The organism is Escherichia sp. WS1118 (assembly GCF_046487695.1).
Classification (GTDB): Bacteria; Pseudomonadota; Gammaproteobacteria; order Enterobacterales; family Enterobacteriaceae; genus Escherichia; species Escherichia coli.
Genome location: NZ_JBJQIZ010000003.1, coordinates 358,937 through 379,647 on the forward strand (window position 1 = coordinate 358,937; position 20,711 = coordinate 379,647).

Consider the following 20,711-nt stretch of genomic DNA (forward strand, 5'->3'; position numbering starts at 1 on the left):
GTTTTTCTGGTGTGTTGATAACAAGCCTCCCGGTTTATGCACCTGCGGCGATCAGCAACTGCGCAATCTCTTCAAAGCCCCGTTCCCGCGCCAGTTCCAGCGGCGTTTTGCCATATTTATCGGTCAGATTCGGGCTGGCACCGTGTTCCAGCAATAACTGGACAATCGCCTGCTGTTTAATCCCGCCATCGTTAAGCACAATCGCTTCCAGCAACGGTGTCCAGCCAACATGGTTAGTCTGGTTAACGTTAATCTCCGTATTTGCCAAAAGCTCTTTTACAATACTTAAATGGCCTTTTTCACAGGCAGGCGTCAGGCCGACACCGCCAAAACGGGTTACGCAATTAAGATCGGGTTTAGCCGGTAAAATAATTCGTAGTAGCGTTAAATCATCGTTCAGACAGCTAATTAAAAAAGGATTTAAACAGGTATGATCTTGTTTATTAATATCCGCTCCGGCGTCAATTAATGCCTGAACGCAAGCATATTGCTGATATAAACTTGCCAGCGTAATTGCCGTTTTCCCGTGGCGATCGCAGGTATTAATATCGACACCCAGCGCAAGGCAGTTTTTTACTTTATCGATATCGCCCTGTTGTGCAGCCAATAAATAGTCGGCAGGTAGATTTTTTATAGTCATTCACATTCCCCTGGTTTTTGTGGCTGTTTTCGATGAATTGAGAATAGCAACGATAATCTGATAAAAGAACCCGCTTAAATTTAATTCGCCGTATTTCGCCTTTTTGTTGAATGATGTTCAACAATCTTTTCGCCGTGTGCGGTAGTGCAATATTTGTTTCTTTGACCCGATACCCTTTCACTCAATCAGGTTTTATTTCTCTATAGTCTGCACATGTAAGAGTAGCTTTCGTCCATGTCTAACCAGAGGGGAACAAGATGAACGGACTCACGGCAACGGGTGTCACCGTCGGTATTTGTGCAGGGCTTTGGCAGTTAGTGTCTTCACATGTCGGGCTCTCTCAGGGATGGGAATTATTAGGAACCATTGGCTTCGTCGCCTTTTGCAGTTTTTATGCCGCAGGCGGCGGTAAATCGGGGTTTATCAAAAGCCTGGCGGTTAATTATTCCGGGATGGTGTGGGCGTTTTTCGCCGCGCTGGCTGCCGGTTGGCTGGCCCCGGTGAGTGGACTGTCCGCGTTCTGGGCGAGCGTGATTACGACTGTACCCTTCTCGGCGGTGGTGGTCTGGCAAGGGCGTTTCTGGTTACTGTCTTTTATTCCCGGAGGCTTTCTCGGCATGACGCTATTTTTTGCCAGCGGGATGAACTGGACGGTGACATTACTGGGTTTTCTGGCGGGTAACTGCGTGGGGATAATTTCAGAATACGGCGGACAAAAATTAAGCGAAGCGACGACCAAAAGCGACGGGTATTAAAAGTTATTCAAAAATGATTATCCATCTTTAATGGATACCTCTACAGTCATGGCTGGAGAAATTCAGAATCGAAAATGGCGGGAGCGGGTCAATGAACTCAATTTTTACCGAAGAGAATCTGTTGGCATTTACTACCGCTGCGCGTTTTGGCAGCTTCAGTAAAGCCGCAGAAGAGTTGGGTTTAACCACTTCCGCCATTAGCTACACCATTAAACGTATGGAGACGGGGCTGGATGTGGTGCTGTTCACTCGCAGTACCCGCAGCATTGAGTTAACGGAGTCCGGGCGTTATTTTTTCCGCAAAGCTACCGACCTGCTGAATGATTTTCATGCCATTAAACGCAGTATCGATACTATTTCGCAGGGCATAGAAGCGCGTGTGCGCATTTGTATTAATCAGCTGCTTTATACGCCCAAACACACCGCACGCTTATTACAGGTGCTGAAAAAGCAGTTTCCTACCTGCCAGATTACCGTCACCACCGAAGTGTATAACGGCGTCTGGGATGCGATTATTAATAATCAGGCAAATATCGCTATCGGCGCCCCCGACACGCTGCTGGACGGTGGCGGCATTGATTACACGGAGATTGGCGCGATTCGCTGGGCTTTTGCCATCGCCCCGGATCACCCATTAGCCTTTGTGCCGGAGCCGATCGCCGAAAGCCAGCTGCGTCTCTACCCTAATATCATGGTGGAGGACACCGCGCATACGATTAATAAAAAAGTGGGCTGGTTGCTGCATGGGCAGGAGTCAATTCTGGTGCCAGATTTCAACACCAAATGTCAGTGCCAGATTTTAGGTGAAGGAATTGGTTTTTTGCCGGATTACATGGTCCGTGAGGCGATGGCGCAATCCTTGCTGGTTACCCGACAAATCCATAACCCGCGCCAGGATTCACGCATGTTACTCGCAACCCAGCACTCTGCCACCGGTCAGGTGACGCAGTGGATTAAAAAACAATTTGCGCCAAATGGCATATTAACGGGGATCTATCAGGATTTACTGCATCGGGAGAATTAATCGCTGCCAACCTCCCGATGCGCTGTGAATAGCGGTTTACATCAACCACCTGCTTTCATTACCCATTCAGAGATAAATTTATTACCCGGTACTGGCGGAGAGTACAAATAGCCCTGTAAAAAGTGAACGCCTTTACCGATCATTAAATCCGCCTGCTCCTGGGTTTCTACCCCTTCCGCCACGATACTCAGACCAGGCTTACGCGCCAGTTCGACAATATTGTCCACAATATGACCGGAGATTTCATCGACACTCGCCATTTGCACAAACGACTTGTCAATTTTAATAAAATCGACCGGGAACGCCTGCAAGTAACGATAGGTCGCATAACCCGTACCAAAGTCATCCAGCGCAAAAGTAATATTGTGCTGATGAAGGCTGTCAAATATCGCTCTGGCTTCTGGCGTTACCGGAATAGGATTACGTTCCGTCAGCTCAAGAACCAGCTTGATTTTATCGTTACCTAATTTCTTAACCAGGTTCAGACACTCTTTTTCAAATCCCGCAGCCAAAAAACAGCCCGCCGAGACGTTGATACCAATATGGAAATTGTCCGGCAGCAAATGTTTTACCGGCATCAGAATATCCGCAGTCTGTTTCATCAGCTGGCGAGTCATTATGACAATAAGACCGGATGACTCCGCCAGAGGAATAAACTGATCCGGTGGGATCATTCCCGTTTGTGGATGTTCCCAGCGGACAAGCACTTCACAGCCCGTCAGTACCCCAGTCTGCGCGCAGAAAACCGGTTGGATCCACGGTTTAAACTCGTGGTTTTCCAACGCCAGACTGATGGCTTCAGGCGTGACGATATGGTGATAGTGATTATCATTAATATATTTGTGACTATTATTACCCGTGGCGGATATGATCTCCGGATTGTACTGAAAGAAAATATCCCGCCAGAAAGTAATATCGCTCTGAATCCCCAGTTTCTCAAAGAGCTGTTTCTTTTGATGTGAAATGGTCTTTGCACTGCGATTTCTGTACTGTGATATTTCTGTTACAGACATTCCCTGCATCAGCAGCTTGAGTAGCAGTCGTTCTTTCTCGGATACGCTACCAGGCAATGACAAATGAACCGTTGTACCGAACTCTTGCAGAAAAACACGAAAATCACATGAATTCATGAACACACCTTTTATCTTTTATCGCTGTTCAGTATGAGTGATTACCTGTGGATTCCTGAGCACACATAAGGGGTAACCATAAACATTAGCGATGCCATACGTATAACATCCCACATCACTATCAAGAAGATTATCTTTACCTCTGATGCTCGCTCAAAAACAGTTACGCTAAATACCTTAAAAAGGTAATCACAAGTCAAACTCAGGAGATAATCACGCAAGAATGCAATATTAAAATTCAGATACTCATTTTTGGTAATAAAGAAGTAGTTGGACTATTTCGATATTTATAATTTCCCACTACGTATTGACGCCCATTCATGAGTAAAGGCGCATTATATGAATTTAACAATCCAGATCAACTGAAAATACCTCAACCTCATAAACACATAGCGTCAACATTCAATGACATAATGAGTAAAGATGTTGGTTATGCATACACGTCATTACTCCATGCCTATCCCTTAACAACCTGCTTTTTAAGACTGAATCCATTCAGCAATAGATAGCCAACATTATAACAATGACAATAAAAACAATATTTAAAACAATCAATAAAATATCAGACACAGACAATTAAACCTTAAACAACAAACGGTTACATTGATTTTAGTTGATTTGCGCTACGCGTTCCCCATGAATAAAGCGTCATTTCAAATTAGCACCAATATTTACATTAAATAAGACTAAGCTTATTGAACATTCACAACAGTCCAAACGTAGTTTTTGGGCTTCAATAGTTCTTTTCTTTTTTATTATCTGTTGCCTGGCAATCATCAATCGATACTAAGGGCTTAACTGTACAGATATAACGTATCAAGAGGTAAGAGAAACCGCGCCATATGCAGACATGGCGCGGTTTTATGCAATAACAATCACGCGTCCGGGAACATCACGCTATGGCCCGGCGCTTCACGATGGAGATGGATAAAGTTAAGGTGCCGCTCGTACTGGTCGAGAATATCGGTGATCACCTGCTCTTTGCTGTAGTCCATCAGGTCGTTGCCCTGGCTGCCTTCTAACAGGAAGGTTTCCAGCCGGTAGTAGGTCGATTTCCCGCTACGTGCGCGGTAGGTAAAGCCCGGCACTGAATATTGCTGCGGCCAAATCTGATAGACAAAGTTCTGCTCTTCGCCCATATGCACCAACAAATCCAGATGCCCCAACTGTTGTCCCTCTTCCGGCGGCAGGTTTTTTAGCTCCACGTACGCGCCGCGCAACCGCAGTTCCTGCGCCACTTCTTCCATTGCCGGATAACAGACCGTCTCCATCATCTGTTTAGTGTAACGCGTGCCCGGATAATTCATCAGGCGCGAGAGACGTTTTTTCCAGCTCAGGCGATCCTGAAGACCCAGCGGTCGCGGTGCGGTATCGCGGTTGGCACTTTCACGGCGGTAATCTTCTACCTTCAGAGATTTATACAACCCCGCCATCACGAAGAAGATCACAAAGCTGAACGGCAGGCCCATAATCACCGTGGTGTTTTGCAGCGCGGATATCCCGTTGGTCATCAGCATGCCTAGCGTCAGCAGGCCAATCGCCACCGACCAGAAGACGCGCAGCCAGCCGGGGGCGTCGCTGTTGATATCTTTAAGCTGCGAGGTGAAATTCCCCAGCACCAGCGCACCGGAGTCCGCCGAGGTCACATAAAATAGCAGGCCAGTAATGGTGGCGACGGAGGCGCTAAAGGTAAACGCCGGATACTGCGCCAGCAGGCTGTAGAAGCCGCGCTCCGGATGGACCATCGCTTCCTCGGCAAATGCCGCGCCGCCGTGGATGATTTCATACAGCGCGCTATTGCCGAATACCGAGAGCCATAACAGCGTGAAGGTAAACGGAATAATCAACGTGCCCAGCACGAACTGGCGAATGGTACGCCCACGCGAGATACGCGCCAGGAACAAGCCGACAAACGGCGACCATGCCACCCACCATGCCCAGAAGAAGAGCGTCCAGTTATTCATCCACTCAACCGGACGGTCGAAGGCAAAACTGTTGAGCGTCATGCCCATAAAGCGATTCACATAGTCGCCAACATTCAGCACCAGTGCATTAAGCAGGAACGAGGTGTCGCCCATAAACAACACGAACAGAATCAATCCCAGCGCCAGCGCAACGTTGAGTTCCGATAACACGCGAATGCCCTTATCAACACCGGATGTCACCGAGATAGTGGCGATGATCACCGACAAGGCGATCAGTGCCGCTTTCGCCGCCATCGAATCGGGAATATCAAACAGCACGCTCAAGCCATAGTTAAGCTGCACCACACCGATACCGAGCGTAGTGGCAATACCGAAGATGGTGCCGATCACCGCAGCAATATCCACTGAGTGACCTATCGGCCCGTTAATCCGTTTACCGAAGATCGGGTACAGCGCCGAGCGGATAGTGAGCGGCAAATTATAACGATAGCTAAAGTATCCGAGCGCCATGCCCATCAGCGCATACATCGACCAGCCGGTTAAGCCGTAGTGAAACAGCGTCCAGACCATCGCCTGACGCGCGGCCTCAATCGTCTGTCCCGCGCCTTCCGGCGGCTGCATATACTGCGTTACCGGTTCGGCTACGGAGAAGAACATCAGGTCGATACCGATCCCGGCAGCAAACAGCATCGCCGCCCAACTCAGCAGACTGAATTCCGGTTTTGATTGTTCTGGCCCGAGCTTCACCGAACCAAAACGCGAACAAGCGATACAGACCACAAAGACAATATAGAGCGTTGCCGCCAGCAGATAGTACCAACCGAAGGTTTTAGAAACCCAGTCCAGCGTGCGGCCAATCCACAGGGCCGAGAAGTCGCGAAACAGGATCGTTGTCAGGGAAAACAACAAAATCAGTCCGGCGGAAGTGTAAAACACCACCGGATTGATTTTGTCCTTTTCCCTGCTGTGTGAAAGGTCTGTCATCCAGTATCCCCACTGTTACTGTTACCATTTAAAATCAAATTAGTAACAATTAAGACACATTTTATATTGAACGTCCAATCAATAACCGCTTTAATAGATAAACAACGCTGATGAATGGAGTGGCGAAAATGCCCAAATTGGGAATGCAGTCGATCCGGCGCAGACAACTGATCGACGCCACGCTGGAAGCAATAAATGAAGTGGGCATGCACGATGCAACGATCGCGCAGATCGCCCGCCGTGCAGGCGTTTCTACGGGGATCATCAGCCACTATTTCAGGGACAAAAATGGTCTGCTGGAAGCAACCATGCGCGATATCACCAGTCAGCTGCGTGACGCGGTTTTGAATCGATTACATGCACTTCCGCAGGGCAGTGCAGAGCGGCGATTACAGGCGATTGTTGGCGGAAACTTCGATGAAACCCAGGTGAGCAGTGCGGCGATGAAAGCCTGGCTGGCCTTCTGGGCCAGCAGTATGCATCAGCCGATGCTCTATCGCTTGCAGCAGGTCAGTAGCCGCCGCTTATTGTCGAATCTGGTGAGCGAATTTCGCCGCGAGTTACCGCGCCAACAGGCACAGGAAGCGGGCTACGGCCTTGCCGCGCTAATTGACGGATTATGGCTGCGCGCGGCACTGAGCGGCAAACCGCTGGATAAACCTCTCGCACACTCGCTGACCCGTCACTTTATTACTCAGCATTTACCCACCGATTAACCGAGGAGACGTGATGTCCCGAATGGCAGAACAGCAGCTTTATATACATGGTGGTTATACCTCCGCCACCAGCGGTCGCACCTTCGAGACCATTAACCCGGCCAACGGTAACGTGCTGGCGACCGTGCAGGCCGCCGGGCGTGAGGATGTCGATCGCGCCGTGAAGAGTGCCCAACAAGGGCAAAAAATCTGGGCGGCGATGACCGCTATGGAACGCTCGCGTATTCTGCGTCGGGCCGTTGATATTCTGCGTGAACGCAATGACGAACTCGCAAAACTGGAAACCCTCGACACCGGAAAAGCATATTCGGAAACCTCAACCGTCGATATCGTTACCGGTGCGGACGTGCTGGAGTACTATGCCGGGCTGATCCCGGCGCTGGAAGGCAGCCAGATCCCGTTGCGTGAGACGTCATTTGTTTATACCCGCCGCGAACCGCTGGGCGTAGTGGCGGGGATTGGCGCATGGAACTACCCGATCCAGATTGCTTTGTGGAAATCCGCCCCCGCGCTGGCGGCGGGTAACGCGATGATCTTCAAACCGAGCGAAGTCACCCCGCTTACCGCGTTAAAGCTGGCTGAAATTTACAGCGAAGCGGGCCTGCCGGACGGTGTATTTAACGTGTTGCCGGGCGTGGGCGCGGAGACCGGGCAATATCTGACCGATCATCCGGGCATTGCCAAAGTGTCATTTACCGGCGGCGTCGCCAGCGGCAAAAAAGTGATGGCTAACTCGGCAGCTTCCTCCCTGAAAGAAGTGACCATGGAGCTGGGCGGTAAATCACCGCTGATCGTTTTCGACGATGCGGATCTCGATCTCGCCGCCGATATCGCCATGATGGCGAATTTCTTCAGCTCCGGTCAGGTGTGTACCAACGGCACTCGCGTCTTCGTTCCGACGAAATGCAAAGCCGCATTTGAACAAAAGGTTCTGGCGCGCGTTGAGCGCATTCGCGCGGGCGACGTTTTCGATCCGCAAACTAACTTCGGCCCGCTGGTCAGCTTCCCGCATCGCGATAACGTGCTGCGCTATATCGCCAAAGGCAAAGAGGAAGGCGCGCGCGTACTGTGCGGCGGCAATGTACTGAAGGGGGATAGCTTCGATAACGGCGCATGGGTTGCACCGACCGTGTTCACCGATTGCAGCGACGATATGACCATTGTGCGCGAAGAGATTTTCGGGCCGGTGATGTCCATTCTGACCTACGAGTCGGAAGACGAAGTCATTCGCCGCGCTAACGATACCGACTACGGTCTGGCGGCGGGTATCGTGACGGCGGACCTGAACCGCGCGCATCGCGTCATTCATCAGCTGGAAGCGGGTATTTGCTGGATCAACACCTGGGGCGAATCCCCGGCAGAGATACCCGTTGGCGGCTACAAACACTCCGGCATTGGTCGCGAGAACGGCGTGATGACGCTCCAGAGTTACACCCAGGTGAAGTCCATCCAGGTTGAGATGGCTAAATTCCAGTCCATATTCTAACCAGGAGGTTTATTTGCAATTTGACTACATCATTATTGGTGCCGGCTCAGCCGGCAACGTTCTCGCTACCCGTCTGACTGAAGATCCGAACACAACCGTGCTGCTGCTTGAAGCAGGCGGCCCGGACTATCGCTTTGACTTCCGCACCCAGATGCCCGCCGCGCTGGCGTTCCCGCTACAGGGCAAACGCTATAACTGGGCCTATGAGACGGAACCCGAACCGTTTATGAACAACCGCCGCATGGAGTGCGGACGCGGCAAAGGTCTGGGCGGTTCATCGCTGATCAACGGTATGTGCTACATCCGTGGCAATGCGCTGGATCTCGATAACTGGGCACAAGAACCTGGTCTGGAGAACTGGAGTTATCTCGACTGCCTGCCCTACTACCGCAAGGCCGAGACTCGCGATGTGGGCGAGAACGATTACCACGGTGGCGATGGCCCGGTGAGCGTCACCACCTCCAAACCCGGCGTCAATCCGCTGTTTGAAGCGATGATTGAAGCGGGCATGCAGGCAGGCTACCCGCGCACGGACGATCTCAACGGCTATCAGCAGGAAGGTTTTGGCCCGATGGATCGCACCGTCACGCCGCATGGCCGTCGCGCCAGCACCGCGCGTGGCTATCTCGATCAGGCCAAATCGCGCCCTAACCTGACCATTCGTACTCACGCCATGACCGATCACATCATTTTTGACGGCAAACGCGCGGTGGGCGTCGAGTGGCTGGAAGGCGACAGCACCATTCCGACCCGCGCGGCGGCGAATAAAGAAGTGCTGTTATGTGCAGGCGCGATTGCTTCACCGCAGATCCTGCAACGCTCCGGCGTCGGCAACGCTGAACTGCTGGCGGAGTTTGATATTCCGCTGGTGCATGAATTACCCGGCGTCGGCGAAAATCTTCAGGATCACCTGGAGATGTATCTGCAATACGAGTGCAAAGAACCGGTTTCCCTCTACCCTGCTCTGCAGTGGTGGAATCAGCCGAGAATCGGTGCGGAGTGGCTGTTTGGCGGCACCGGCGTTGGTGCCAGCAACCACTTTGAAGCAGGCGGATTTATTCGCAGCCGTGAGGAATTTGCGTGGCCGAATATTCAGTACCATTTCCTGCCAGTGGCGATTAACTATAACGGCTCGAACGCAGTGAAAGAGCACGGCTTCCAATGCCATGTCGGATCGATGCGCTCGCCAAGCCGTGGGCATGTGCGGATTAAATCCCGCGACCCGCACCAGCATCCGGGAATTCTGTTTAACTACATGTCGCACGAGCAGGACTGGCAGGAGTTCCGCGACGCAATTCGCATCACCCGCGAGATCATGCATCAACCCGCGCTGGATCAATACCGTGGCCGCGAAATCAGCCCTGGTGTCGAATGCCAGACGGATGAGCAGCTCGATGAGTTCGTGCGTAACCACGCCGAAACCGCGTTTCATCCGTGCGGTACCTGCAAAATGGGTTATGACGAGATGGCTGTGGTTGACGGCGAAGGCCGCGTACACGGGCTGGAAGGCCTGCGCGTGGTGGATGCGTCAATTATGCCGCAAATTATCACCGGCAATTTGAACGCCACGACGATTATGATTGGCGAGAAAATAGCGGATATGATTCGTGGGAAGGAAGCGTTGCCGAGGAGCACGGCGGGATATTTTGTGGCAAATGGGATGCCGGTGAGAGCGAAAAAATGAGTCGTGATGTGAACTGACTCAGGAACCGATCAGATTGAGAGTTACCGTTCTACTATGAGGACCGAATCCTTATATAAAACACTGAGGTAACTCTCATGCTTCATCGTGACAATCTCGCCAGCAAATTCTAAGCTGACTTGCTCAATCTGGCTGATGAAGGTGCTATGCATACACAGATAAACTACAGATGAAATACCACTCAGCTTAAGAATTACGCCGCTAATGTTCCTGGCTATGGTTACCTGTTCATTCCCGCTCACGGTTAGCATATACGAAAAGGGTTCTTGTAACGAGTACAAAAATAAGTCAGACCAAAACCACATGGAGCTTTAAACACGATTCGTATAATTTATTAGCAGTGATTTATTTTTACTCTTCTTTAATTAATCATCATGCTTAAATATTTTTTAGCACAAGATTATCGCTTCGCTAACATTTTAGTTTACATTAATTTTCAATTGATAATAAAAAGTTGTTAATAAGTTTTTTGCGAAAAATAAAAAGTGTTGGAATACTCTCCATCAAATGAATGCAAAATAAACAAATTGAGATATACAAAAAGTAAAAATCATTTAAATGAATATTTTTAATTTATGAGTAGAACCCATTAACAATGATTTACTCACGACCAAAAAAGTAAAGAACACCTTGCAACAATATGTATTTACAAATTCATATCATTGATATTAAGCTAATCTTACTTTCTATCCTCCAAATTTATGCATCAAAAAAAACAAAAGTAAAATCAATTGGATACACAACAAGACAATCTCACAGGAAATGATGTTAAATATCTCATAACTAATAAAAAATTACTAAAACGTTAGACGTAATACACATCCCACACGACCTGTCACTCATAGTTTTAATATTTATTTTTTCACATTATAGTAGATAAAAACACGCATTAAAAATGACTTGTAGAAAAGCTGCACAATAAATAGTTCATATTTAATCTGTTGCGTAGAACTACTATTCAAAAAATCTTATTAATGAGATAATGAGATTACATCGATAACGTTCTGATTGCAGGCATACTTATCTGGGTGTGCCTCTCTTTTTTTTACAACTGTACACGGTGGCGTATGACGAGAAAATATCTCACACAGGATGAAGTCTACAGGCTGATGGATGCAGCCCAGAGCATGTCCTTTCCTGAAAGAAATCGCTGTCTGATTATGATGGCTTTCATTCACGGTTTTAGGGCCAGTGAACTTCTTGATTTACGTTTATCCGATATTGATGCATCTGGAAAACAACTTAATATTCGGCGTATTAAAAATGGTTTCTCGACAACACATCCTCTTCTTCCTGATGAATATAATTTGATCAAGTTGTGGCTTAAGCAGAGGAAGTTAATTGAAAACGGAGTTGAAGGAGACTGGCTTTTTCTCTCCCGGAAACGCCGCCCTATCAGCAGACAACATTTTTTTTCTATCATTCGTGAGGCTGGAAAACGTGCAGGATTAGCTGTAAAAGCACATCCTCATATGTTACGTCATGCCTGTGGTTTTGCTCTGGCTGACAATGGTGTCGATACCCGACTACTTCAGGATTATCTGGGTCATCGAAATATTCAGCATACTGTCAGATACACAGCCAGTAATGCTGCTCGTTTTAAAGGGGTGTGGAAAAAAAAGCCTCGTTAAAACAGTACCTTCTGATTCAAAATGTCAGATTCCTACGTTTTCCTCAATTCTTCCATAAAAAAACAGCCCATTCAATTAAATAAAACACATAACATGTTGATATTTCTAGCTAAATTAAAATAACCCCATGATTTAAAATGATTAATCACAAAGGTCATACCAGTGATTAACTTTCGCCCATATTGTTAAATAACACAAAATTAAAAACAATAAAAACCAAACAAATTAGATTTATATTCCAAGAAAATTAAATATTCAGACTATTAAACCAAACCTGACATTTTGAATCAAAATGTCAGGTTTTGTAGCAATGGCGTGGACGAGTCTGAATGAAGAAGCCTCTGGTTATTATCAGTGCCTGTCAGTTCACCAGGCTGGCACTGGAGTCTCTCATCCCAACGGACAGGTATATCGTGCGGGTGTACAGCAACGTCACTACAGAGGTTGAATTCGTTTTAAAGACCTCCTGTGGCTACCTGTTAGCTGATATCCCTTCGCTTCCTTCGGGGGAGTTGGTTCTTCTGGCTTGTCTCGCCCGTTTGCGGAGTGATGCCGGGCAATGGCAGGTCTGCCTGACCGGTGACTCCGACTGGTTCGATAATGCTCCTGCTGCAAGTCTGTATAACGGCTTCCCACGCATCGGCACCATGCTGACAGCGAGTCGTTATCAGAATCAAATTATCCGCTGGTTACTACGTCCTTTGCCCGGCGATATGAGCGATTTCTGGCTCCTGACTGCACGGGAGTTGAGCGTGCTTAAGATTCTGATGCAGGGCATGAGTTTCAGTGAGATTGCCCGTTATGAACAACGCAGTTCAAAGACCCTGCATGCGATTGCCACACGGGCTTTAATGAAACTTGGACTGGGAACACTGAGCGATTTCAGGCTGCTCTATACGGGATGCGGTGACAGCAGAGTGAAACGGAATATACGGCTACATGCAAAATATATCGGACAACATTCCGCTCATCGACTCACTCAGTATGTGCAGAACATGGTATCCGGAATCCTTTATCCAGAGAAAGTTGCCGTTGGTGAATCAATAAATTCTGACGCCATTTCCGGAAAAGTACTTTCCGGACAAAGAAAAAATATATCTAAAAAAAGACCAGGATTGTTATGACACAGCAGCGTTGTTACTACCACCCACTGCGGCGCATACGGACTCGCTACAGTGTAGGAGCCAAAATATTTCTACTGTTCTGGGCTGCAGGATTGGGAGGCACGCTGTACAGCCTGTACAGCGTGCTGGCGTACTGACATCTGTGAGGGAAGGATGCGTTTCGTTCTTTTCTGTCCCTCAGGAATTGTACCAGCGCAGTTCGCAGCTCTATCAACCGGTTCTGTCGGCAATGTTACCTGCATCAGAACAGAAGAGGAGTTACGCAATAAATTGCGGCACAGGCCACAGAGTGTCGTGATATCGGCAGGGCGACCTGCCGAATGCGCTGAAATGTGGTTCCGATTTTATCGGGATCACTCATTCGTGGTGGTGTTGTGCGTCGCGCCCTTTTTTCTGCCACCGGATGTGAGTATTTCTGGCGTTCTCAAAAACCTGAGGTTACTGAAACCAGGAATGTCAGTAGAGCGTGTCATCAGTATTGCAAATGCCTCTGGTGGGTTTTCAGGGCTGAAGCATGCAGAAATTTTGCCAGTTATGGACAGTTACTCTGTCTTTATGAAAGAGGTGAATAACTGCACAAAGACAATCGTCATGTCAGAACGCTTCCCGGAAAAGCAAAAGAAGGTGTTGTCGTTACTTCTTGCCGGACACAGCTGGGAATACAGTGCGCAGTTTCTCAAAACGGGGATAAGACAGATATGGCTTGCCGAGCAGTCGCTAAAAAAGCGTTGGGGAATACCGGACAGCATGTCATTGCGGGAAGCCCTGCTGCTGAGCAGCAATAATTTTCACGGTGATGGAAATGCATTGGAAACAACGAATGCCATGACATTGCGTGAAAACGGAAATACCAACAGGTATTCCGTGGTGGTAAATGCAGGGACGCAGGCTTTATCTCTGCATAAATATAAATAAGTGGGAAATTGAAATTAGTTACCAGAATGGAGAATTTCTTCATGAAAAACAGTAAGGTATTTTACCGCAGCGCATTAGCGACAGCTATTGTTATGGCTCTTTCTGCACCAGCATTCGCTACTGATAGCACGGTATCAACTGATCCGGTTACGCTGAATACAGAGAAGACGACTCTGGATCAAGATGTTGTTATTAACGGTGATAACAAGATTACAGCCGTAACAATTGAAACGTCAGATTCAGATAAAGACCTTAATGTTACTTTTGGCGGTCACGATATTACCGCCGCATCAACGGTAAACCAAGATTTCGTTGAAGGTGTAAAAGTTAGTGGTAACAAAAATGTTGTGATTAATGCTACAGACTCCACCATCACAGCTCAAGGTGAAGGCACCTATGTCCGGACTGCAATGGTCATTGATTCAACTGGCGATGTTGTTGTTAATGGCGGTAATTTCGTTGCAAAAAATGAAAAAGGTAGTGCGACAGGGATATCTCTGGAAGCGACCACGGGAAATAATTTAACGCTCAATGGTACAACCATAAATGCTCAAGGTAATAAGAGTTACAGCAACGGCTCTACGGCAATTTTTGCTCAAAAGGGTAATTTGTTGCAGGGTTTTGACGGTGATGCAACCGACAACATCACCCTTGCTGACTCAAATATTATTAATGGCGGGATTGAAACAATAGTTACTGCCGGGAATAAGACGGGAATTCATACAGTCAACCTGAATATTAAGGATGGCTCAGTAATTGGGGCGGCTAATAATAAACAAACAATTTATGCCTCTGCTTCGGCACAAGGCGCAGGTTCAGCAACGCAAAATTTAAATTTGTCTGTTGCTGATTCAACCATCTACTCTGATGTCCTGGCCCTTTCTGAAAGCGAGAATTCAGCCAGTACCACAACAAATGTAAATATGAACGTTGCCCGCTCTTACTGGGAAGGTAATGCTTATACCTTCAATAGCGGCGATAAAGCGGGTAGTGATCTGGATATAAATCTTTCCGATAGTTCAGTCTGGAAAGGCAAAGTTTCAGGGGCAGGAGATGCCAGTGTATCTCTGCAAAACGGGTCTGTCTGGAATGTTACGGGTTCCTCAACTGTTGATGCTCTGGCAGTAAAAGACAGTACGGTTAATATCACGAAGGCTACAGTCAATACTGGCACGTTTGCTTCTCAAAACGGCACTCTGATTGTTGATGCCTCTTCTGAAAACACTCTGGATATCAGCGGTAAAGCGAGCGGTGACTTGCGTGTTTACAGTGCGGGTTCATTGGATCTTATCAATGAACAAACGGCATTTATTTCTACCGGCAAAGACAGCACTCTAAAAGCCACAGGCACAACGGAAGGTGGTCTGTATCAATATGACCTGACACAGGGAGCTGATGGTAACTTTTATTTCGTAAAAAACACGCATAAAGCATCCAACGCCAGCTCCGTGATTCAGGCAATGGCAGCTGCTCCGGCTAACGTCGCTAATCTGCAGGCTGACACGCTCTCCGCCCGTCAGGATGCTGTCCGTCTGAGCGAAAATGACAAGGGTGGCGTATGGATTCAGTACTTTGGCGGTAAACAGAAACATACCACCGCGGGAAATGCATCCTATGACCTGGATGTAAATGGTGTAATGCTGGGTGGTGATACCCGCTTCATGACTGAAGATGGTAGCTGGCTGGCCGGTGTGGCGATGTCTTCTGCGAAAGGTGACATGACTACCATGCAGAGCAAAGGTGACACTGAAGGTTACAGCTTCCACGCTTACCTGAGCCGCCAGTATAACAACGGTATCTTCATTGATACTGCTGCACAGTTTGGTCACTACAGCAACACGGCAGATGTTCGCCTGATGAATGGTGGCGGTACCATCAAAGCTGACTTTAACACCAATGGTTTTGGTGCGATGGTTAAAGGCGGTTACACATGGAAAGACGGTAATGGCCTGTTTATTCAGCCATATGCCAAACTGTCTGCTCTGACTCTGGAAGGTGTGGATTATCAACTCAACGGCGTGGACGTTCATTCTGACAGCTATAACTCTGTGCTGGGTGAGGCCGGTACGCGCGTGGGTTATGACTTCGCTGTGGGCAACGCGACCGTTAAACCTTATCTGAATCTGGCCGCACTGAACGAATTCTCTGATGGCAACAAAGTCCGTCTGGGTGATGAGTCTGTCAATGCCAGCATTGACGGTGCAGCATTCCGCGTGGGTGCAGGTGTACAGGCTGATATCACCAAAAACATGGGAGCATATGCAAGCCTTGACTACACCAAAGGTGACGACATTGAGAACCCGCTACAGGGTGTAGTTGGTATCAATGTGACCTGGTAAGAATAAAGCAGTCGGTTCCCCTGTCGACTGTTATACCCCCTGCAGGCAGCAGTATGCTGCCTGCAGGCTATAAATATCCAGTATTCATGATGCTGGCTTTTTGCTGATATTTACCCTGAACATTCCTGATACAGACTATTAATACAATCTTATCTGCGACAGATTTCATTTTCTGGATATATTATGAATGAACAAATCAAACAGGATATCGATCTGATTGAGATTTTATTTTATCTGAAGAAAAAGATTCGTGTTATCCTTTTTATTATAGCTATCTGTATGGTAATGGTGCTGTTGTTTCTGTATATCAATAAAGATAATATAAAAGTGACTTACAGTCTAAAAATAAACCAGACAACACCAGGCATACTTGTTAGCTGTGATAGCAATAATAACTTTGCCTGTCAGACCACAATGACTGAAGATGTTATTCAGCGAATTACTACATTTTTTCAGACCAGCCCAGATGTCAAGAACAGAGAAATAAAGCTGGAATGGTCAGGAAATAAGAGAGATTTACCAACTGCTGAAGCGGAAATATCTCGCGTGCAGGCGTCTATCATCAAATGGTATGCGTCAGAATACCATAATGGCAGGCAAGTTCTCGATGAGATACAAACGCCTTCAGCAATTAACAGTGAGCTTTATACAAAAATGATATACCTGACCAGGAACTGGTCACTGTATCCGAACGGTGATGGCTGTGTCACTATAAGCTCACCAGAAATAAAAAATAAATACCCTGCTGCCATTTGCCTGGCTCTGGGATTTTTTCTAAGTATTGTGATTTCTGTGATGTTTTGCCTTGTCAAAAAAATGGTAGATGAATACCAACAAAACTCTGGGCAGTAATAAACAGCATTCTGACAGAGAGTGCCTGTATAAAACTATAGTGACAGTGACCGGGAAGGGAGCCCGTCTTCAGGAATGGATTCCTGTCTTTTTAACTGTAAATATCCTGGCATTATTAATGTCAGGATATTTACAGAAGAGCTGCATAACCATGACGGAACGGGGTTAAGTCAGGTTGTCCTTAACGCTATTCACAACCTCGTATACCGCCTTCAGGTTTATGTCCAGACTACATATCTCTCTCAGCAATCCTCAATAATCAGATACACCGCTTTCACCGGACCATGAACCCCGACGACTTTGATAAGCTCAATGTCCGCCGTTGAACTGGGACCACTGATGATGTTAATACATGACGGCATTCGTTCACCGGCCTGCGCTTTCTGATGCAATTTTTCTGCGAGTTGCGCTACACGCGGCAGGATTGTGCTTTTACGCAGGATAAAAAGAGAAGATTCCGGGAGCAGGCTCAATGAACGCCCGCGCCCGGCGGCGGAAAAAAGAACCACGCCTCCCGATTCGGTTAAACCATATTCAGCATATACGACGCCCACTTTAGCCTGCTCTGCTTGTGATATGTTCTCAATACCTTTCGCCGGATCCCAAACAACGGCATTGCATTCCTGCTGCAAACGTTCGCTAATCCCCAATTCCTCCAGCCTCGTGTCACCACTAATCACGACCGACTGATCTCCCAGCTCTTTACACAGACGTATTGCAGCTTCTGCCGCCTTCGCCTCGCTGGTCAGTTCACAGCGCGTCAACATAACATCGCTGGCAAACTGGATAAACGCGTCACAGCGCTGCTGTTGGGTAAGTTGGGTAAGCCGCTCGTTAGCATAGTTGTTAAGCGGCGCATCTTCTGCTTGCGGTTCAAGTCGCAGCGGGCGCCCCAGTGCCTGAGCAACGTTATTCAAAAATTTGCTCCGATTATCCATTCTTTTTCTCCTGCGCCTGATGTTTCTTAAACCAACTACGGAAACTCTCTCCGTCAGCTTCAGGAAGATCGCGTGCTTCCATCCAGTCGCTAATCGCGCCAAATTTGAGTGGTGTTTTGCCGCCATTGATAAACCAGCTTGCCGCATGAGCACCAGCCATCATCCCAACTTTCCACAATCCTGGATGACTATTGGCATAAGCGAACATTTTTATCGCCCGTTGCTCTGCTTTTGCGGTGATCCCTTTTTCAGCCATCACCCGACGATGACGCAAAATCAGTTTTGACAGCGGAATACGCACCGGACACACGCTGTCACAAGCGGTGCATAAAGAGCAGGCGTAGGGTAAATCTTTAAAATCTTTATAGCCGCCAAGTAACGGGGAAATCACCGCACCAATTGGCCCTGGATAAATAGAGCCATATCCATGACCGCCAATATGGCGATATGCCGGACAAGTATTCATACAAGCCCCGCAACGAATACAGCGCAGCACATCCCGAAATTCAGAGGCCAGCACCTCAGAACGCCCGTTATCGACAATAACCAGATGAAACTCTTCAGGACCATCAACGTGCCCCGCTTCGCGCGGTCCTGTCAGCCAGGTGTTGTATCCCGTCAAACGTGCACCAACGGCACTGCGCGCCAGCATGGTGATCAATACATCTACCTCTGCAAACGTGGGAGCAATACGCTCCATTCCCATCACTGCAATATGCGTTTTAGGCAGCGTGGTACACATTCGCGCATTACCTTCATTGGTCACCAGGCATACCGAACCGGTCTCTGCCACCGCGAAATTACAGCCGGTAATACCTATTTCAGCACTGAGGAAATCTTCGCGGATTTTTTGCCGAATGAATAAGGTCATCGCTTCAGGCGTTTCCGGCCCCTCATAGCCCAGATGTTCGTGTAGCACTCGACGGATCTGATGGCGATCTTTATGAATTGCCGGGACCACAACATGAGAGGGCGGATCTTGATCCAGCTGGAGAATGTATTCACCCAGATCGGTTTCAATCACCTGAATCCCGGCATCCTGCAACACATGATTGACACCAATCTCTTCGGTCACCATCGATTTAGATTTCACCACCTTCCGGGCATTTTTGCGTTGGGCAACCTGTAAAATGTAGCGGGTGGCGTCTTCTTTGGTTTTTGCAAAATAGACGTGACCTCCGTTTTGCGTCACTTTTTCTGAGAGCTGGTACAGATAAGCGTCGAGATTACTCAGAACATGATCACGTATCTGGGCGGCCCGATCGCGCCACTCCTCCCAGTGCCCCAATTCATCGACCATTTTTTGCCGATTTGCCCCAATACGCTGCTGCGCGTTTGCCACCGCTTTGCGCATGATCGGATCTTCAATTTGCTGACGAATGCGTGTCTTAAAATCTGTATTACTGGTTTTGATCGACATCTTTATATCCTCAGCGGCTCATCAGCACTTCAGCAATATGCATCACTTTGACTTTCTGCCCTTCCCGTTGTAATCGTCCACTGATGTTCAGCAGGCAACTCACGTCAGCACCAATTAAATACTCAGGGCGGACTTCCATCAGGTGCGCAACCTTTTCTTTCACCATCTCGCCGGATATTTCGGCCATTTTGACCGAGAACGTGCCGCCAAATCCGCAGCAGGTATCCTGTTCAGCAAAGGTCAACAGCTCCAGTCCACGCACATTTTTCAGCAGCGTAAGTGGTTCGTCCTTCACCCCCAGCTTACGGGCCAGGCTACAAGATGGGTGATACACCGCTCTCCCTTGCAAACTGGCACCTACATCGACTACCCCTAATGTATTAACAATAAAAGAGGTGAGATCCTGCATACGCGCGGCAACCTTTTCGGCACGTGATGCCCATTCAGGTTCATCCGCCAGATACGTCGGGTAACTTTTTACGGCATAGGTGCAAGAGCCAGCCGGTGAAATAATGGGATCGTCGTTATCCTCCAGTGCGGCGATCAGATTTTTCATCCCTGGAATCGCTTCTTTGATATAACCACTATTGATCGCAGGCTGACCGCAGCATCCTTGTTTCTCCGGGAAATTTACGCGACAGCCGAGTTTTTCCAGTAGCAGCACGGAGTCTCGTGCCATTCTTGATTTCAGGGCGTCACCAATGCAGGTGACAAAGAAATTGACATTCACAACTAATACTCCATTACTTCATGCCCATTTATGCCCGATGGTTCCCCCCTTCCGGGGGATCAATCATCAATAAATATGGCGTTCTTTTTTAATTGGCTAGCAACATACCACCCCTCATTTGTATGACAAATGATAATCTTTCATCTAAACTTCAAATGCAATAACTAATTTTATTTCTTTCGGCATCGCTCACATTTTATGGGGAAATCGACGATCATTTTTGGCATAAGAAATCCATTTAAAAAGGCTACACCCCTTATACCTATTCAGAGCTACTTATTCAGGGGTTATTGAGATATACACTGATGGTGCACAAAAAAATCACCGACAATAATCACGTATCAAGTAATAGTCGGGATTTTATTTAATTGAAGCAATTTAGTTTGCATTTTTATTTAAA

16 protein-coding genes are annotated in these 20,711 nt (G+C 47.8%); 10 read left to right on the forward strand and 6 right to left on the reverse strand.

Going from position 1 to position 20,711, the window contains the following annotated elements; all coding sequences use genetic code 11:
* Positions 1 to 34: 34 nt before the first annotated feature.
* Positions 35 to 640, reverse strand: coding sequence for an ankyrin repeat domain-containing protein (locus tag ACJHYO_RS07525; RefSeq protein WP_085455208.1), 606 nt, complete (start codon positions 638 to 640; stop codon positions 35 to 37).
* A 257-nt stretch (positions 641 to 897) separates the two neighbouring features.
* Here ACJHYO_RS07525 and ACJHYO_RS07530 point away from each other — a divergent pair, with 257 nt between their 5' ends.
* Together ACJHYO_RS07530 and ACJHYO_RS07535 are read left to right on the forward strand one after the other, a co-directional pair.
* On the forward strand, positions 898 to 1,395 hold the full coding sequence (locus ACJHYO_RS07530; protein ID WP_001013871.1) for a DUF1097 domain-containing protein: 498 nt from the start codon (positions 898 to 900) through the stop codon (positions 1,393 to 1,395).
* 91 nt (positions 1,396 to 1,486) lie between these two features.
* A complete protein-coding gene (locus ACJHYO_RS07535) occupies positions 1,487 to 2,419 on the forward strand; it encodes a LysR substrate-binding domain-containing protein (RefSeq protein WP_001084388.1) in 933 nt (310 codons plus the stop codon).
* A 41-nt stretch (positions 2,420 to 2,460) separates the two neighbouring features.
* Here ACJHYO_RS07535 and pdeL read toward each other — a convergent pair whose 3' ends face one another.
* Both pdeL and betT read right to left on the reverse strand, forming a co-directional pair.
* The gene (pdeL, locus tag ACJHYO_RS07540) at positions 2,461 to 3,549 is read right to left on the reverse strand and encodes a DNA-binding transcriptional activator/c-di-GMP phosphodiesterase PdeL (RefSeq protein ID WP_001295808.1); all 1,089 of its coding nucleotides are present in this window, start codon (positions 3,547 to 3,549) and stop codon (positions 2,461 to 2,463) included.
* Positions 3,550 to 4,424: 875 nt separating this feature from the next.
* The gene (betT, locus tag ACJHYO_RS07545) at positions 4,425 to 6,458 is read right to left on the reverse strand and encodes a choline BCCT transporter BetT (RefSeq protein ID WP_000131040.1); all 2,034 of its coding nucleotides are present in this window, start codon (positions 6,456 to 6,458) and stop codon (positions 4,425 to 4,427) included.
* Between the two features lie 128 nt (positions 6,459 to 6,586).
* On the opposite strand from betT, the gene betI reads away from it, so the two are divergent.
* The 8 genes from betI (at position 6,587) to ykgH (ending at position 17,223) form a co-directional block, all read left to right on the forward strand.
* Complete coding sequence (gene betI, locus ACJHYO_RS07550; protein WP_001313612.1) at positions 6,587 to 7,174, forward strand: transcriptional regulator BetI; 588 nt, start codon at positions 6,587 to 6,589, stop codon at positions 7,172 to 7,174.
* A gap of 13 nt (positions 7,175 to 7,187) precedes the next feature.
* Positions 7,188 to 8,660 carry a betaine-aldehyde dehydrogenase gene (betB, locus tag ACJHYO_RS07555; protein WP_001443225.1) on the forward strand — a complete coding sequence of 491 codons (1,473 nt, stop codon included), beginning with the start codon at positions 7,188 to 7,190 and terminating at the stop codon, positions 8,658 to 8,660.
* A gap of 13 nt (positions 8,661 to 8,673) precedes the next feature.
* Positions 8,674 to 10,344, forward strand: a complete 1,671-nt coding sequence (betA, locus tag ACJHYO_RS07560; protein ID WP_001159131.1) for a choline dehydrogenase — start codon at positions 8,674 to 8,676, stop codon at positions 10,342 to 10,344.
* Positions 10,345 to 11,429: 1,085 nt separating this feature from the next.
* Positions 11,430 to 11,993 carry a tyrosine-type DNA invertase IpbA gene (gene ipbA, locus ACJHYO_RS07565; protein ID WP_001295805.1) on the forward strand — a complete coding sequence of 188 codons (564 nt, stop codon included), beginning with the start codon at positions 11,430 to 11,432 and terminating at the stop codon, positions 11,991 to 11,993.
* Positions 11,994 to 12,322: 329 nt separating this feature from the next.
* A complete protein-coding gene (gene hyxR / locus ACJHYO_RS07570) occupies positions 12,323 to 13,117 on the forward strand; it encodes a LuxR family transcriptional regulator HyxR (protein WP_001304859.1) in 795 nt (264 codons plus the stop codon).
* Positions 13,118 to 13,270: 153 nt separating this feature from the next.
* A complete protein-coding gene (gene hyxA, locus ACJHYO_RS07575; protein WP_001213046.1) occupies positions 13,271 to 14,032 on the forward strand; it encodes a protein HyxA in 762 nt (253 codons plus the stop codon).
* A 41-nt stretch (positions 14,033 to 14,073) separates the two neighbouring features.
* A complete protein-coding gene (hyxB, locus tag ACJHYO_RS07580; RefSeq protein ID WP_000798212.1) occupies positions 14,074 to 16,371 on the forward strand; it encodes an outer membrane autotransporter HyxB in 2,298 nt (765 codons plus the stop codon).
* Positions 16,372 to 16,554: 183 nt separating this feature from the next.
* Positions 16,555 to 17,223 (forward strand): protein YkgH, encoded by a 669-nt coding sequence (gene ykgH / locus ACJHYO_RS07585; protein ID WP_001005272.1) that lies wholly within the window; start codon positions 16,555 to 16,557, stop codon positions 17,221 to 17,223.
* A gap of 242 nt (positions 17,224 to 17,465) precedes the next feature.
* Here ykgH and ACJHYO_RS07590 read toward each other — a convergent pair whose 3' ends face one another.
* The 3 genes from ACJHYO_RS07590 to ACJHYO_RS07600 are packed head-to-tail and all read right to left on the reverse strand — an operon-like array spanning position 17,466 to position 20,311.
* Entirely contained in the window at positions 17,466 to 18,161 is a 696-nt protein-coding gene (locus ACJHYO_RS07590; RefSeq protein WP_001298555.1) for a lactate utilization protein C, read from the reverse strand.
* Positions 18,154 to 19,581: a LutB/LldF family L-lactate oxidation iron-sulfur protein gene (locus ACJHYO_RS07595; RefSeq protein WP_000023913.1), complete on the reverse strand. Its 1,428-nt coding sequence runs from the start codon at positions 19,579 to 19,581 to the stop codon at positions 18,154 to 18,156. The genes ACJHYO_RS07590 and ACJHYO_RS07595 overlap by 8 nt, the downstream gene beginning before the upstream one ends.
* A gap of 10 nt (positions 19,582 to 19,591) precedes the next feature.
* Positions 19,592 to 20,311, reverse strand: a complete 720-nt coding sequence (locus ACJHYO_RS07600) for a (Fe-S)-binding protein (RefSeq protein ID WP_001102123.1) — start codon at positions 20,309 to 20,311, stop codon at positions 19,592 to 19,594.
* Between the last annotated feature and the right edge of the window lie 400 nt (positions 20,312 to 20,711).

What these genes read in the sequence shown, in the direction of transcription:
- pdeL (WP_001295808.1), bottom strand. Translation starts at nt 3,549, where the DNA reads ATGAATTCATGTGATTTTCGTGTTTTTCTGCAAGAGTTCGGTACAACG.
- hyxR (WP_001304859.1), top strand. Translation starts at nt 12,323, where the DNA reads ATGAAGAAGCCTCTGGTTATTATCAGTGCCTGTCAGTTCACCAGGCTG.
- betI (WP_001313612.1), top strand. Translation starts at nt 6,587, where the DNA reads ATGCCCAAATTGGGAATGCAGTCGATCCGGCGCAGACAACTGATCGAC.
- ACJHYO_RS07525 (WP_085455208.1), bottom strand. Translation starts at nt 640, where the DNA reads ATGACTATAAAAAATCTACCTGCCGACTATTTATTGGCTGCACAACAG.
- ACJHYO_RS07535 (WP_001084388.1), top strand. Translation starts at nt 1,487, where the DNA reads ATGAACTCAATTTTTACCGAAGAGAATCTGTTGGCATTTACTACCGCT.
- ipbA (WP_001295805.1), top strand. Translation starts at nt 11,430, where the DNA reads ATGACGAGAAAATATCTCACACAGGATGAAGTCTACAGGCTGATGGAT.
- hyxA (WP_001213046.1), top strand. Translation starts at nt 13,271, where the DNA reads ATGCGTTTCGTTCTTTTCTGTCCCTCAGGAATTGTACCAGCGCAGTTC.
- hyxB (WP_000798212.1), top strand. Translation starts at nt 14,074, where the DNA reads ATGAAAAACAGTAAGGTATTTTACCGCAGCGCATTAGCGACAGCTATT.
- ACJHYO_RS07590 (WP_001298555.1), bottom strand. Translation starts at nt 18,161, where the DNA reads ATGGATAATCGGAGCAAATTTTTGAATAACGTTGCTCAGGCACTGGGG.
- ykgH (WP_001005272.1), top strand. Translation starts at nt 16,555, where the DNA reads ATGAATGAACAAATCAAACAGGATATCGATCTGATTGAGATTTTATTT.
- ACJHYO_RS07595 (WP_000023913.1), bottom strand. Translation starts at nt 19,581, where the DNA reads ATGTCGATCAAAACCAGTAATACAGATTTTAAGACACGCATTCGTCAG.
- betB (WP_001443225.1), top strand. Translation starts at nt 7,188, where the DNA reads ATGTCCCGAATGGCAGAACAGCAGCTTTATATACATGGTGGTTATACC.
- betT (WP_000131040.1), bottom strand. Translation starts at nt 6,458, where the DNA reads ATGACAGACCTTTCACACAGCAGGGAAAAGGACAAAATCAATCCGGTG.
- ACJHYO_RS07530 (WP_001013871.1), top strand. Translation starts at nt 898, where the DNA reads ATGAACGGACTCACGGCAACGGGTGTCACCGTCGGTATTTGTGCAGGG.